Source organism: Tessaracoccus yangjingae (genome assembly GCF_054483935.1).
In genome coordinates, this window is the sequence record NZ_CM137014.1 from 216,736 (window position 1) to 230,234 (window position 13,499).

Consider the following 13,499-nt stretch of genomic DNA (forward strand, 5'->3'; position numbering starts at 1 on the left):
TGAGCAACACTCCACACGTCCCCAAGACGACGAGGATCGCAATCCCAACGTGCACGGCGACATGCCCCTCTGGGTAGTCGCCAGCCACCTCCCCTCCACCATCGCCGACCCCCTCCTCTCCCTCCGCGAACGAGCCCGCCGCGAACGCAGTTGCGAACTCGCCTTGCAAGACACTTCGTCCCAGGTCCGCACCTCCATGCCCGGAGTCCTGTCCTCCCTGGTCCCTCGTTGAGCGAACACTTCTGAGGCGACCAGTAAGGCGTCAAGGAGTCAGCCGGATAGACCTGTGGCAAACGCTGACATGCGAGCGGCCAGCTGCGCGTCGCGTTCGGCGGCGACGTGCTGGTAGCGCATGGCCATGTTCGGCGTGCTGTGCCCGATCCGCGCCTGGAGCTCGGCGAGGGTGGCGCCCAACTGCGCTGCCAAGGTCGCACTCGTATGACGCAGCCCATGGACCGTCAGGCCCGGCATGTCGATGGCCGCCTTGCCCTTGTTGTGGGCCACCCGCAGGACGCTGTCGTTGAGCGGGGAGTGTCCGTCGCGAGCCGGGAACATCAATGAGTCCCGCTCACGCACCGGCTGCCGCGCCGCCCACTCCCGCAACGCCGGTAGGAGGTGAGGAGGGATGGACACCGACCTGACCCCGGCGTCCGTCTTGGGTGGGCCGATCAGGAGTTGCCCCTTGAGTCGCACGACGGCCTGACGGACATGCACCACCCCGAGGTCCAGATCCAGGTCACGCACGCGGAGCCCTCGAACCTCGCCGGAACGCAGACCGCACCACCCCGCCAGCAACAGCGGAACCCGACGCGCCTCAGGCACGGCAGCCAGGTAGCGGTTGAGTTGGTCGACGGTGAGCACCTCGATCTCGCGGGCGCGTTCCTTCTGTGTGCCCGCCTTCACCCGGCAGGGGCTCACCTCCACGAGCCTCTCCTCGACGGCCTCCTTGAAGATCGACTTGAGCAGCCCGTAGGCGTTGGCCTGTTGGGTGGGTGTCGTCCGCATCCCGGCGTACCAGGACGAAACCTCCGCAGCGGTGATCTCGCCCAGAGGCCTGCCGCCGAGGGCCGGGACAATGGTCAACCTGAGCAGCTTCGCGTACAGCGCCGCCGTGCCGGGTCGAATCCGCCGGCGGGCCACGACGGTGGCGGCGTACTCACCCAGCAACAGTGGTGCCGCCTGGACCTCCCGGACCTGACGGGCCGGCGGTTCCCACTTGCCGCGACTGATCATCCGTTCCTGGTCGACCAGCCACCCCTCGGCGTCGATCCGGGCGACGAAGGTGATCGGAGCGCTGTGCCGGCCGCCGTCGGGGCCGGTGTAGCGCGCCCGGTACCGCCCGCTCGGCAGCTGGCCGACCTCACCGAAGCCGCGCTTGACCTTGGCCCGTGGTCTACCCATGGTGCGCCCCTCCCGTCACACTCCGTAACGGGCCGAAGGACGGTCGGGTGGACAGTGGGCGACGCCGACGGCGTTCCCCACGCCACCGATGTCGTGGGGAATACGTGGGGAACCGTGGGGAATACGTGGGGAATGGGAGGCCTCTGAAGGCCATCCGTGTCCATGAGAGTCCACAACTGAGAAGGACCGAAGTCCTTGTCAGAGGGGATTTGATGTAGCCAGGGGACCATACATCGTTGTGCGCGAGAGAGGAGTTGAACCTCCACGTCCCAAGGGACACTGGCACCTGAAGCCAGCGCGTCTGCCATTCCGCCACTCGCGCGTTGGGCCTTGCGACCCGACGAGGAACAATAGCACGACGAGCGGGAGGCTCCGCAAATCGACTGTGGGCAGGAGGGGGTTCAGCGTCGTGGATCCCGGCGAACCCGCCCCGCAGAGGAGCATCCGGCTTAGGCTTGAAGACCCACTTCGCTGGACGACCGCGTCCGCACCGGCCGCGTGACTCCAGCCGACGACTTGGCAAGGAGTGAAGCAAGATGACCGATCCGCTCGGCACCCCGTACCCCGACCCTGCCGCACGTCCGGACCTGGGCAATGAGGTATCGATGGACTCGCCGGATTCCCCGGCCTCTCCCGGCTCTCCCGACTCCTCGGATTCGCCCGCCAGCCCCGACAGCCCACCTGAAGCTGAGCCCCTGGGTCGCGACGGCATGGCAGGCATGGACATCGAGCACGAGGCCGATGCCGACGGCTACTGGCGCGATGAGTTCGGCAACCGCGTGGACCACGAGGGCAACAGGGTCGACGAGGACGGCAACCCCGTCGACGCAGGTGGGGACAGGATCGATCCCGCTGACGAGGTGATCGGGATCGTGCCGCCCGTGCCACCACGCTGACCGCGCCATGGCGAGGCACTCGCCGCCGTCCGGGAGATATGCGTTGACAGCTCGCGTTTCCTAGGCTTCAAGGCCGATTCGCGGCGCCTCAGCCCGCGGGGTATGGCCACACCAGGCAGCACGTCAGCCAGCCGGAAGATCGGCGCCACAGGAGCGATGCGACGAGCGCACACCGCCTAGGCGCCAGGAGCGCAGCGACGAGCCTCGAAGGCAAGGCGCTGATCAATCATGTGCCGGCTGCGGCCCACCGGATCGGGAGATCAGCCGCCCCTCGGTGGGGATGTGGACATCCTGGCGCGGGTTTTCTTCCTCCAGGGGGGCATCCGGTGCACTCACGGGGCCGAGCGGGCACCTGGAGGAACAGAAACCGCAGGGCGCCTACCAGCCTCGGCCAGTGGCGGTGGGCCCGGCGACAGGACACCAGCGGGGTGGGCCGCAAACCCCGCGGCCCCAGTCAGCACGACGCCCCTCCTGCCTTGATGGCCGGAGGGGCGTTTATCGTCTGGAACGGTCAGGGGACCAGGTAGCCCGCCGCGCGGTACAGCTCGTACCACTCCGGGCGGGTCAGCTCGACGTCGGCGCCCGCGGCGGCCCACGTGACCCGCTCCGGCGTCGTCGTGCCCAGCACCACCTGCATGTTGGCCGGGTGGCGGGTGATCCACGCCGTCGCGATCCCCTCCGGGCGCACGTCGTACTTCGCCGCCAGCCGGTCGATCACCGCGTTCAGCTCCGGGTGATCCGGGTTGCCGAGGAACACGCCCGTGAAGAAGCCCGCCTGGAACGGCGACCACGCCTGGACAGTGATGTCGTGCAGACGGCAGTAGTCGACGATGCCCAGGTCACGAGAGACCGACTGATCCAGGCCGGCCATGTTCGCCGCGACACCCTGCGCCACGATCGGCGCGTGCGTGATCGACAGCTGCAGCTGGTTCGCCACGATGGGCTGCGTCACGTACCGCCTCAGCAGCTCGATCTGTCCCGGCGTGTGGTTGGAGACGCCGAAGTGCAGCACCTTGCCGGCCTGCGCCAGGTGATCGAACGCGCGAGCCACCTCCTCCGGCTCCACCAGCGCGTCGGGGCGGTGGAGCAGCAGGACGTCGAGGTAGTCGGTGTTCAGGGCGCGCAGCGAGCCTTCCACCTGGACGACGATGTGCTTGTAGGAGAAGTCGAAGTACGGCCCGTCCTTGACGATGCCGGCCTTGGTCTGGAGCGTGATCTCCTCGCGCTCCGACGTGGTGAGCTGCAGGGCCTCGGCGAACCGCCGCTCGCAGCCGTGGTAGGGAGCGTCGCCGTAGATGTCGGCGTGATCGAAGAAGTCAATGCCCGCGTCGCGCGACGCGGTGTAGAGGGCGCGCACCTCGTCGTCGGTCTTGTCCTGGATCCGCATCACGCCGGTGACCACCGCCGGCACATCGACATCGCTGGTTCCGAGCTTGAACGTCTTCATCGTCGTGTCCTTCGTCGTGTCCCCGCCGGGCGGCGGGCACCCTTTCACCCTAGCCTTGCGCGACGGGGGCGGTGGAGTGGCGCACCACCAACCTGGTGGCCAGGCGCACATGGCCCGACTCGACGGGGCGCCCCGCCGCGACATCGAGCAGTCGGCGGACGGCCGCGGCGCCCATCCCCTGGAGCGGCTGGTGGACAGTGGTGAGCCCGGGCACGGCCAGTCCGGCCAGCACCGTGTCGTCGAACCCCACCACGCTCAGCTCCTGCGGGACCTGGATGCCCAGTTGGCGCGCGGCCTCGCACACGCCCATGGCGGCCGGGTCGCAGGGCGCGAAGATGGCGGTGGGCCGCTCCCCCGCCGGCCGCGACAGCAGTTCGCGTCCGGCCCGCAGCCCGAGCTCGTGGGTGTACCCGCCGTCGACGACGAGGGACGAGTCCAGCGAGAGGCCGTTCATGTGCAGCGCGGACACGTAGCCCTGCAGGCGCTCGGTCGCGGGCACCGACTCCGGCGGCCCCTTGACGAAGCCGATCCGACGGTGCCCCTGGTCGATCAGGTGCTGCGCCGCCTCCACGCCCCCGTTCCAGTTGGTGGCGCCGATGCTCATCACGGTGGGCGGCAGCGCGTTGGCCGGGTCGATGGCCACGAGGGGGAGGCCGATGTCGCGCACCTTGGCGAGCTGATGCTCCGACAGGCGGGCGGTGAGGACGATCACGCCGAGATAGCCCCTGGCCTTGATCAGGTCCAGCCATGAGTCGTCGAGCGGCACCGCGACCCCCGACGGCGCGGCCTCGGGCAGGTAGAAGGTGCCGAGCGCAACCCCCTCCGCCATCGCCGTCGAGATGGCACCCTTCAGGATCTCCAAGGTGTAGGTGGTGGTCAGGTCGTCAGCCACGAGCGCCATCTGCGGGTAGGGCGCCGCCTCACCGGACACCGGCTGGTAGCCGAGCTCCTCCATGGCGGCCAGCACCCGCGCCTTCGTCGCGGCGGAGACCCCGCCGCGGTCGTTGAGCGCCTTGGACGCCGTCGCGCTGGACACCCCCGCCCGCAGCGCCACGTCCTGCAGGCGCACGTCCTTCGCTACTCTCACGCGGGCCAGCATAGCGAAAAGTTTCGGCAAGACGCTAACGAACTGGACACATCTTTTGGTTGCACTTGCAGACTAAATGGTTCTATGCGTAAGCTCTGGCCCACAAGGCAATGTTTCACGAAACTTTTCGTGGTACCACTACCGGAGGTTCAATGATGACCCACACGCTCCCCAAGATCGCGGCCCTCGTCGCCAGCGCCGCCCTGGCCCTGACCGCCTGCGGCGGCTCCGCCGACGGGACCACCCCTGGCTCCTCGTCCGCCGCCGGCGGCGACGTGGCGCTCACCTGGTGGCACAACTCCAACACCGGTGCCGGCAAGGACTACTACGACAAGGTGGCCGCGGACTTCGAGGCGGCCAACCCCGGCGTGACCATCACCGTCGAGGCGATGCAGCACGAGGACATGGGCACCAAGATCGAGGCCGCCTGGCAGAGCGGCGACATGCCCGACATCTACATGGAGCGTGGCGGCGGCGAGCTGGCCGACAAGGTGGAGGCCGGCCTGGTCAAGGACCTCTCCGAGGCCGCGTCGGACACCATCGACAAGCTGGGCGGCGCCGTCAACGGCTGGCAGGTGGACGGCAAGACCTACGCGCTGCCGTTCTCGCTGGGCGTGGTGGGCTTCTGGTACAACACCGAGATGTTCGCCGACGCCGGCATCACCGAGGCCCCCACCACGATGGACGAGTTCTACGACGCCATCGACAAGCTCAAGGCCGCGGGCATCGACCCGATCTCGGTGGGCGCCGGCGACAAGTGGCCCGCCGCCCACTACTGGTACTACTTCGCGCTTCGCCAGTGCTCGCAGGACGTCCTGTCGGGCGCGGTGACCAGCCTGGACTTCTCCGACGAGTGCTTCATCCGCGCCGGCGAGGACCTGGAGGAACTGGTTGCGGCCGAGCCGTTCAACCCCGGCTTCCTCACCACCCCCGCGCAGTCCGGCCCCACCAGTGCCTCCGGCCTGCTGGCCACGCGCAAGGTGGCCATGGAGCTGGCCGGCCACTGGGAGCCCGGCGTGATGCAGGGCCTGACCGAGGACGAGCAGGGTCTCGGCGAGGCCACCGGCTGGTTCGCGTTCCCTGAGGTCGACGGCGGCGAGGGCGACCAGAGCGCCGCGCTCGGCGGCGGCGACGCCTGGGGCGTCCCGGCCGATTCGCCCGACGAGGCCGTCGAGTTCGTCGAGTACCTCCTGTCCGACGAGGTCCAGAAGGGCTTCGCCGAGCTGGACATGGGCCTGCCCACCAACCCCACCGCGTCCGAGTACGTCGCGGATCCGGCTCTGGCCCAGCTCCTCGAGGTCCGCGACGCCGCGGGCTACGTCCAGCTCTACTTCGACACCGCCTTCGGCACCTCCATCGGCGGCGCCATGAACGACGAGATCGCCCTGGTCTTCGCCGGTCAGGCCTCCGCCCAGGACATCGTCGACGCCACGCAGGCGGCCGCGGACGCGGAGAAGTAGTCCATGACCGCCACCTCGACGCAGGCGGCGGCGCTCCGGGACAACGGTGAGGGCGGGCGCGACGAGCGCCCGCTCTCCCCCGTCCGGAAGCGGCCCGTCAACTGGAGGATGGGCCTGGAGATCGCCGTCTTCGTGCTGCCCGCCCTCGTGCTGTTCTTCATGTTCGTCGTGTGGCCCATGCTGCGCGCCGTCCAGTTCTCGGTCTACCGCTGGAAGGGCTTCGGCCCGCTCACGGACTTCGTCGGCCTCCGCAACTACGTCTCGGTGCTGACCAACGACGTGTTCATCGGCGCCCTGGGGCACAACCTGTTCATCGTGGTGGCGTCGATCGCCATCCAGCTACCACTCGGCATCGCCGTCGCGCTGCTCCTCAACCGCAAGATGAAGTTCCAGGGCGTGCTGCGCACCGTCGTGTTCGTGCCCTACATCCTGGCCGAGGTGATCGCCGGCGTGGTGTGGTTCCAGCTGCTCCAGCCCCGCTACGGCGTCATCGACACCATCCTCGCCGCCGTCGGGATCCAGGGCCCCGAACAGGGCTTCCTCGGCACCCCCGACCTGGCCCTGTGGACCGTGATGGTGGTGCTCACCTGGAAGTACCTCGGGTTCGCCATCATCCTGTTCCTCGCCGGCCTGCAGGGCGTTCCGCAGGAGCTCGACGAGGCCGCCCAGATCGACGGCGCCTCCTGGTGGCAGACCCAGCGCCACATCACCATCCCGCTGCTCGGCCCCACACTGCGCACCTGGGCGTTCCTGTCCATGGTGGGCTCGCTCCAGCTGTTCGACATGGTCTGGATCCTCACCGGCGGCGGCCCCGCCAACGCCACCACCACCATGGCCACCTTCCTCATCACAGAGGGCACCCGGCGCAGCAACTACGGCATCGCCGGCGCCGCGTCCGTGGTGCTGTTCGTGGTCGCGCTCACCATGGCTCTGCTCTACCAGCGCTTCATCCTCAGCCGCGACACCCCGGACAACGACAAGCGAAAGGCCCGCCGATGACCGCCTCAGCCGTCGCCCCCGCCGCCGCGCGGCGCCGCCGCCTCACCACCCCGCTGATCTACCTGGTGGCGCTGATCGTGGCCGCGTTCTCGCTCGGCCCGGTGCTCTACTCGATCCTGGGCGGCTTCCGCAGCAACGCGCAGCTCGCCGAGAACCCGGCCGGCCTGCCCTCCCCCTGGGTGTGGTCCAACTACGCCGGAGTGCTGACCAACCCCAGTTTCTGGCGATACGGCCTCAACTCGCTGGTGATCGCCCTGCTCACCACTGCGCTGGTGGTGGTCTTCGGCCTCATGGCCGCCTATCCGCTGTCGCGCTACCGGTTCCCCGGGCGCGAGAAGATCTACATGATCTTCGTGCTCGGCCTGCTGTTCCCGGCCACCGTGGCCGTGATCCCGCTGTTCATCATCATCAGCAAGGATCTTGGCATGAGCAACACGTGGTGGGGCGTCGCGCTCCCCCAGGCGGCGTTCGCGCTCCCGATGACCATCGTCATCCTGCGCCCCTTCCTCCAGGCCATCCCCGCCGAGCTCGAGGAGGCCGCCGCCATCGACGGCGCCAGCCGGCTCAGCATCTTCACCCGCATCATGGTGCCGCTCTCCGGGGCCGGACTGGTGACGGTCGGCGTCCTCGCCTTCGTCGGCTCCTGGAACGCCTACCTGCTGCCGCTGCTGCTCCTGCAGGGCGACATGCGCACCCTTCCGCTGGGCGTGGCCGACTTCTCCACCGAGCACTCCTCAGACACGGCCGGAGTGTTCGCCTTCACCACCCTCTCCATGATCCCCGCCATGGTGTTCTTCCTCACCATGCAGCGCCGCATCGTCGGCGGCCTCCAAGGCGCGGTCAAGGGCTGACGCCCCCGCGCAGAAATGACTCCTCCCATGACCTGGACAGACCCCACCGCCCCCCTCGACGCGCGGCTCGACGCCCTGATGGACGCCATGTCGCCGACGGACCTCGCGCACCAGCTCGGCTCCTACTGGCTGCCCGCCGACGCCGACCGCCCGGCCCCGGACCCTGACGCCCACGAGGTGGCGCCGATGGAGACCGAGTTCACCTCCGAGCTGCGGCCCTGGCACGAGGCGGTCGACGGCGGGCTCGGCCACCTGACCCGCGTGTACGGCACCGCGCCAGTGAGCGTGGCCGACGGAGCGGCGAAGCTGTCACGGCTGCAGTCTGAGGTCGCGGCGGGCAACGCCTTCGGGATCCCGGCGATCGCGCACGAGGAATGCCTGACGGGCTTCACGGCGCTGGGCGCCACCGTCTACCCCGCGTCCATCGCCTGGGGCGCCACCTGGCGTCCGGAACTGATCGAGGAGATGGCCGCGGCGATCGGCTCGGACCTGGCCGCCGTCGGCGTCCAACAGGGGCTGTCCCCGCTGCTGGACGTGGTGCGCGACTCCCGCTGGGGCCGCGTGGAGGAGACCTGCGGCGAGGACCCGTACCTCGTGGGCTGCCTCGGCACCGCCTACGTGCGGGGCCTGCAGTCGGCCGGCGTGGTGGCCACCCCGAAGCACTTCGTGGGCTACTCGGCCGGGCGCGCGGGCCGCAACCACGCGCCCGTGTCGATGGGGCGCCGCGAGCTCGAGGACGTCATGCTGCCGCCGTTCGAGATGGCGGTCCGCCTGGGCGGGGCCAGCTCGATCATGAACTCCTACTGCGACGTCGACGGCCAGCCCGCAGCCGCGTCGCCCGAGCTGCTCACCGGGGTGCTGCGGGACCGCTGGGGCTTCGAGGGCACCGTCGTGTCGGACTACTGGAGCATCGCGTTCCTCACCCGGATGCACCGGATCGCGCCCGACGACGCAACCGCCGCGGCCCTCGCCATCCGCGCCGGCCTGGACATCGAGCTGCCGTCGACCGGCGCCTACTGGGCGATCGAGGAGGCCATCGCGCGGGGCATGCTGAGCGAGGACGACGTCCGCCGCTCCGCCCGGCGCGTGCTGCGGCAGAAGCTGGAGCTCGGGCTCCTCGACGAGGGGTGGGCGGTGAGCGCCGATGCCGGGGCGGACCTCGACTCGCCCCGCAACCGGGAGATCGCGCGGCGCGTGGCCGAGGAGTCGGTCGTGCTGCTCGCCAACGACGGGGTGCTCCCGCTGGACGCCCGCCGTCGCGTGGCGGTGGTCGGCCCCGTCTGGGCCGATGTGCGCAGCTTCATGGGCTGCTACTCCTTCCCCAATCACGTCATGGCCAGGACCGGCACCGAGACCGGCCTGGAGATCCGCGGCCTCGACGACGCGCTGCGGGCTCTGCTGGGCGAGGTGTCGTTCGCGCAGGGCACCGGCTTCATGGACGGGACCGACGAGGACCTGGCCGCGGCCGTCGAGGCCGCCGCCGCCGCCGAGGTGGCGGTGGTGACGGTGGGCGACATCGCCGGCATGTTCGGCGACGGCACCTCGGGCGAGGGCTGCGACGCCGTCGACCTGCGCCTGCCCGGGCGCCAGGGCGAGTTGGTCGAGGCCGTGCTGGCCACCGGCACCCCGACGGTGCTGGTGCTGGTCACCGGCCGGCCCTACGCCGTCGGCGAGTACGCGGACCGGTGCGCGGCCGTCGTCCAGGCGTTCATGCCGGGCGTCGAGGGCGCGGACGCCCTGGCCGGGGTGCTGACCGGCGGGATCAACCCGTCGGGCCGGCTGCCCATCGGGCTCCCCGCGCACCACGGCGGCCAGCCCGGCACCTACCTGGCGGCCCCCCTGGCGTGGTTCTCCAACGGCATCTCCAACCTGGATCCCATCCCGCGGTTCCCCTTCGGCCACGGCATCTCCTACACCAGCTTCACGTACTCGGACGTGTCCGCCTCCGCTCCGACGATGCCCGTCGACGGCGCCGTCGAGGTGTCGGTGACGGTGACCAACAGCGGAGACCGCGACGGGGCCGACGTGGTGCAGCTCTACCTGAGCGACCCCTGGGCTGAGGTGGTGCGGCCGCTCAAGCAGCTGATCGGCTTCCGCAAGGTGGACCTGGCCGCCGGGGCCTCGGCGCGTGTGACGTTCGAGGTGCACGCGGACCGGTTGTCGTTCACGGGCGCCGACCTCCGGCGGATCGTCGAGCCCGGGGAGGTGCAGCTGTCCGTCGGCTCGTCGTCGGAGAACCGCCTGCCGGCGGTGTCCGTCGAGGTGGCGGGGTCGCGGCGGGTGGTCGCGGAGGGCCGGGTGCTGGACACCCCGGTCCGGGTGGAGCTGGCCGGAGAGTTCACGGCCTGACCAGGGGACCGGTGTCGCGGCTCAGCCTCGCTCGGCGCTGAGCCGCGACCCGAACCGGGTCCTGAGGATCGCGGCCAGGTCGTCGACGACGAGGCCCGGGTCGCCCACGTTGACGGCCTCGATGCCCTCCTCGCCCTCCCCCAGCGCCTCGAGGGTGGCGCGCTGGGAGCCCAGCATCACCGGCTTCATGAAGTGGCCCTGCCGTGCCACCAGTCGCTCAAGGTTCACATCCTCCGGCAGGACGAGATGGATGAAGAAGACGTCGCCGTCTGCCTCGCGGAGCACGTCGCGGTAGGCGGTGCGCAGGGCCGAGCACGCCACCACCGACGAGCTGCCGGCAGCCGCCCGCGCCGACATCCAGTCCCGCAGCGAACGCAGCCATGGCCAGCGGTCCTCGTCGGTCAGCGCCTGACCCGCAGCCATCTTGTCGCGGTTGGCTTGGCTGTGGAAGTCGTCGCCTTCGCCGAACGGGAGTCCCAGCCGTTCGGCCAGGGCCCGGCCGATGGTGGTCTTCCCCGTCCCGGCCGCGCCGAGCACGACCAGGTGCACGGGGCGCACCGCAGCGCCCTGTCCGGCAATGTCACGAACCTGTTGATCCATCCGTTGGGTCCCCTCACGATGCCGCTTCCTCGTCGGCCCAATGATCATACCATTGCTCGTGAGCCGTCCGGCCCGGCCCCCCACCAACCGAGATGGGCACTGTCTGACGTGCCGCACCTGCGGTTACCCTTGGCCATGGTCATCGCCCGCTCGGCACTCTCACACTCGGTCCTCGACACCGTCGGCGTGGAGATCGTGGGCGGCACGCTGGCGCCCGGGGACGGCTTCACGCTGCAGGACCTGGCGGAACGCTTCGGCGTGTCGCGCACCGTCGCCCGCGAGACCATGCGCGCCCTCGAGGAGCTGTCCCTGGTTGCCGCCAGCCCGCGGATCGGCATCACCGTCCTCCCCTCCGAGCACTGGAACGTGTTCAGCCCACGCGTCATCGGATGGCGGCTCCAGACGGACGCGAACTACGCCCAGCTCCGCTCGCTCACCGAGTTGCGCGCCGCCGTCGAGCCTGCCGCAGCGCGCCATGCGGCCGCCCGCGCCACCGACGAGCAACGCTCGCGCTTCCTCGAACTGGCCGACGATCTTCGACGGTTGGGCGAGTCGGGCGCCGGTGACCGGGAGGAGTTCCTGAGCGCAGACATCGAGTTCCACGCGCTCCTCCTCGCCGCCTCGGGCAACGAGATGTTCGCCGCCCTGACCGAGTCCGTCAGCGAGGTGCTGGCCGGCCGCACCCGGCTGGGCCTCCAACCGGCGCACCCCGAGGACGAGGCCCTGGCCCACCACGAGCTGCTGGCCCGCGCGGTGGCCGACGGCGACCCGGCCACCGCAGAGCACCACGCCCGCGCGCTCGGCCACGAGGTCAGCGAGGCCATCTCCCGCCTCTAGCCGGGCCGGGCGGGCGCCGACGGCAGGGGCCGAGCGCGTTGGACGAACAGGCCGCCTCCGGGCTCGGCCGACCCCAGCGATCGGCCCACAGCCCCAAGATCTGGACGAAATCCGAACCCGTTCTCACCGATTACCGGCAACCGGCGGCAACACGCCCGCCGTCGGCGGGACACCATCGGTAACCGATGTATTTGTTCGTTTCAGTTGCCAATGTCGCACGTTAACATAACGGACAAATTCGATTGTTAGCGTTGACATTTGTCACCTTGGCGGGTGATCATTCTCATGACGACCACCGCAGGTCGGCATCGACAACGAAGGAGTTGACGTGAATCGCACCACCCGCACCACTGCCCTGGCCCTGATTGGCGCCTCTGCCCTGGCCCTCTCAGCGTGCGGCGGCGGCGACGCCGGCGGCGACACGAGCGCGCAGACCAACGCGATGTACGCCTGGATCTCGAACGAGAACGACCGGGCACAGTGGCAGGCCTTCGTGGATGCCGCAAAGGAGAAGGACCCGGACTTCAACCTAACCCTCGAGGGCCCGACGTTCGCGGACTACTGGACCAAGGTCAAGACGCGCATGTCGGCCAACGACGCCCCCTGCATCATGACCACCCAGGCCGCCCGCGCACAGGAGCTCGAGTCCCTCCTGGAGCCCCTCGACGACCTGGCCACCAAGCACGGCCTCGACCTCGGCCAGTACAACCAGGCCATGATGGAGGGCATGACGGTCGACGGCACCGTCCGGGCCATCCCCTACGACGCAGAGCCCAACGTCCTCTTCTACAACAAGACGGCCTTCGCCGAGGCCGGCCTGGACGAGCCGACCACCAGCTACACGCGCGACCAGTTCCTGAGCGACGCCAAGGCTCTCACCGGTGACGGCAAGTACGGCATCTCCCTGCTCCCCGGCGTCATCTCGCCGATGGCGCTCGCCGTCGCGTTCGCCGAGGGTGCAGCCCCCACCGCCGACGGCTCCCTGACGCTCACCGATCCCACCTTCATGGAGTCCGTGCAGTGGGTGATGGACCTGGCCAACGTCGAGAAGGTCAGCAAGCCCACCGGCGGCGCCGAGGAGGCCGCCACCCAGCAGGCGTTCATGTCCGGCGAGGCCGCGATGGTCGTCGACGGGCCCTGGATGTACACCGCGTACAAGGAGGGACTGACGGAAGGCGAGCTCGGCGTGGCCGTGATCCCGACCACCGACGGCGAGGCCGGCTCGGTGATCCAGGGCTCCGGATTCGGCATCGCCAAGACGTGCGAGGACAAGGACGGCGCGTTCCAGAACATCATGGCCATCACCACACCTGAGGTGATCGGCACCGTCGGCCGAACCCGCGGCACCGTCCCCTCGATCGAATCGGTCGTCGCCGACTGGGCCGAGGACAAGACCCCCGGCGACCTCGAGGCCGTCAAGGCCATGCTCGCCGGCGGCGGGCCGCTGGTCACCACCACCTCGTGGAACCAGGTTCAGACCCTGAGCATGCAGTTCGGCGCCGAGGCCACCAACGGCCAGAAGTCCGCCGAGGACATCCTCACCCAGATCCAGCAGTCGGCCCAGGGCTGATC

Annotated in this window: 11 protein-coding genes and 1 tRNA gene; 7 read left to right on the forward strand and 5 right to left on the reverse strand. The window is 69.8% G+C overall.

Annotation, left to right across the window (positions count from 1 at the left end):
• Positions 1–270 precede the first annotated feature (270 nt).
• Together ACX1D3_RS01015 and ACX1D3_RS01020 are read right to left on the reverse strand one after the other, a co-directional pair.
• Positions 271–1,401, reverse strand: a complete 1,131-nt coding sequence (locus ACX1D3_RS01015; protein ID WP_458995121.1) for a tyrosine-type recombinase/integrase — start codon at positions 1,399–1,401, stop codon at positions 271–273.
• A 239-nt stretch (positions 1,402–1,640) separates the two neighbouring features.
• A tRNA-Leu gene (locus ACX1D3_RS01020) sits at positions 1,641–1,723 on the reverse strand.
• 214 nt (positions 1,724–1,937) lie between these two features.
• Here ACX1D3_RS01020 and ACX1D3_RS01025 point away from each other — a divergent pair.
• Positions 1,938–2,297: a hypothetical protein gene (locus ACX1D3_RS01025; protein ID WP_458995122.1), complete on the forward strand. Its 360-nt coding sequence runs from the start codon at positions 1,938–1,940 to the stop codon at positions 2,295–2,297.
• 511 nt (positions 2,298–2,808) lie between these two features.
• On the opposite strand, the gene ACX1D3_RS01030 is transcribed toward ACX1D3_RS01025, so the two are convergent.
• Together ACX1D3_RS01030 and ACX1D3_RS01035 are read right to left on the reverse strand one after the other, a co-directional pair.
• Positions 2,809–3,744: an aldo/keto reductase gene (locus tag ACX1D3_RS01030; protein ID WP_458995123.1), complete on the reverse strand. Its 936-nt coding sequence runs from the start codon at positions 3,742–3,744 to the stop codon at positions 2,809–2,811.
• 49 nt (positions 3,745–3,793) lie between these two features.
• On the reverse strand, positions 3,794–4,831 hold the full coding sequence (locus ACX1D3_RS01035) for a LacI family DNA-binding transcriptional regulator (protein WP_458995124.1): 1,038 nt from the start codon (positions 4,829–4,831) through the stop codon (positions 3,794–3,796).
• Between the two features lie 155 nt (positions 4,832–4,986).
• Between ACX1D3_RS01035 and ACX1D3_RS01040 the strand changes: the two genes are divergently transcribed.
• The 4 genes from ACX1D3_RS01040 to ACX1D3_RS01055 are packed head-to-tail and all read left to right on the forward strand — an operon-like array spanning position 4,987 to position 10,490.
• Positions 4,987–6,291, forward strand: coding sequence for an extracellular solute-binding protein (locus tag ACX1D3_RS01040; protein ID WP_458995125.1), 1,305 nt, complete (start codon positions 4,987–4,989; stop codon positions 6,289–6,291).
• Between the two features lie 3 nt (positions 6,292–6,294).
• Positions 6,295–7,290 carry a carbohydrate ABC transporter permease gene (locus tag ACX1D3_RS01045; protein ID WP_458995126.1) on the forward strand — a complete coding sequence of 332 codons (996 nt, stop codon included), beginning with the start codon at positions 6,295–6,297 and terminating at the stop codon, positions 7,288–7,290.
• Positions 7,287–8,141, forward strand: a complete 855-nt coding sequence (locus ACX1D3_RS01050) for a carbohydrate ABC transporter permease (protein ID WP_458995127.1) — start codon at positions 7,287–7,289, stop codon at positions 8,139–8,141. Before ACX1D3_RS01045 ends, ACX1D3_RS01050 begins: the two co-directional genes overlap by 4 nt.
• Positions 8,142–8,168: 27 nt before the next feature.
• Positions 8,169–10,490, forward strand: a complete 2,322-nt coding sequence (locus ACX1D3_RS01055; protein WP_458995128.1) for a beta-glucosidase — start codon at positions 8,169–8,171, stop codon at positions 10,488–10,490.
• 21 nt (positions 10,491–10,511) lie between these two features.
• Here ACX1D3_RS01055 and ACX1D3_RS01060 read toward each other — a convergent pair whose 3' ends face one another.
• Positions 10,512–11,090 (reverse strand): gluconokinase, encoded by a 579-nt coding sequence (locus ACX1D3_RS01060; RefSeq protein ID WP_458995129.1) that lies wholly within the window; start codon positions 11,088–11,090, stop codon positions 10,512–10,514.
• A gap of 135 nt (positions 11,091–11,225) precedes the next feature.
• On the opposite strand from ACX1D3_RS01060, the gene ACX1D3_RS01065 reads away from it, so the two are divergent.
• Positions 11,226–11,927 carry a FadR/GntR family transcriptional regulator gene (locus ACX1D3_RS01065; protein WP_458995130.1) on the forward strand — a complete coding sequence of 234 codons (702 nt, stop codon included), beginning with the start codon at positions 11,226–11,228 and terminating at the stop codon, positions 11,925–11,927.
• A gap of 328 nt (positions 11,928–12,255) precedes the next feature.
• On the forward strand, positions 12,256–13,497 hold the full coding sequence (locus tag ACX1D3_RS01070; RefSeq protein ID WP_458995131.1) for an ABC transporter substrate-binding protein: 1,242 nt from the start codon (positions 12,256–12,258) through the stop codon (positions 13,495–13,497).
• Positions 13,498–13,499: the final 2 nt, after the last annotated feature.

What these genes read in the sequence shown, in the direction of transcription:
- ACX1D3_RS01015 (WP_458995121.1), bottom strand. Translation starts at nt 1,401, where the DNA reads ATGGGTAGACCACGGGCCAAGGTCAAGCGCGGCTTCGGTGAGGTCGGC.
- ACX1D3_RS01025 (WP_458995122.1), top strand. Translation starts at nt 1,938, where the DNA reads ATGACCGATCCGCTCGGCACCCCGTACCCCGACCCTGCCGCACGTCCG.
- ACX1D3_RS01060 (WP_458995129.1), bottom strand. Translation starts at nt 11,090, where the DNA reads ATGGATCAACAGGTTCGTGACATTGCCGGACAGGGCGCTGCGGTGCGC.
- ACX1D3_RS01065 (WP_458995130.1), top strand. Translation starts at nt 11,226, where the DNA reads ATGGTCATCGCCCGCTCGGCACTCTCACACTCGGTCCTCGACACCGTC.
- ACX1D3_RS01050 (WP_458995127.1), top strand. Translation starts at nt 7,287, where the DNA reads ATGACCGCCTCAGCCGTCGCCCCCGCCGCCGCGCGGCGCCGCCGCCTC.
- ACX1D3_RS01045 (WP_458995126.1), top strand. Translation starts at nt 6,295, where the DNA reads ATGACCGCCACCTCGACGCAGGCGGCGGCGCTCCGGGACAACGGTGAG.
- ACX1D3_RS01030 (WP_458995123.1), bottom strand. Translation starts at nt 3,744, where the DNA reads ATGAAGACGTTCAAGCTCGGAACCAGCGATGTCGATGTGCCGGCGGTG.
- ACX1D3_RS01055 (WP_458995128.1), top strand. Translation starts at nt 8,169, where the DNA reads ATGACCTGGACAGACCCCACCGCCCCCCTCGACGCGCGGCTCGACGCC.
- ACX1D3_RS01040 (WP_458995125.1), top strand. Translation starts at nt 4,987, where the DNA reads ATGACCCACACGCTCCCCAAGATCGCGGCCCTCGTCGCCAGCGCCGCC.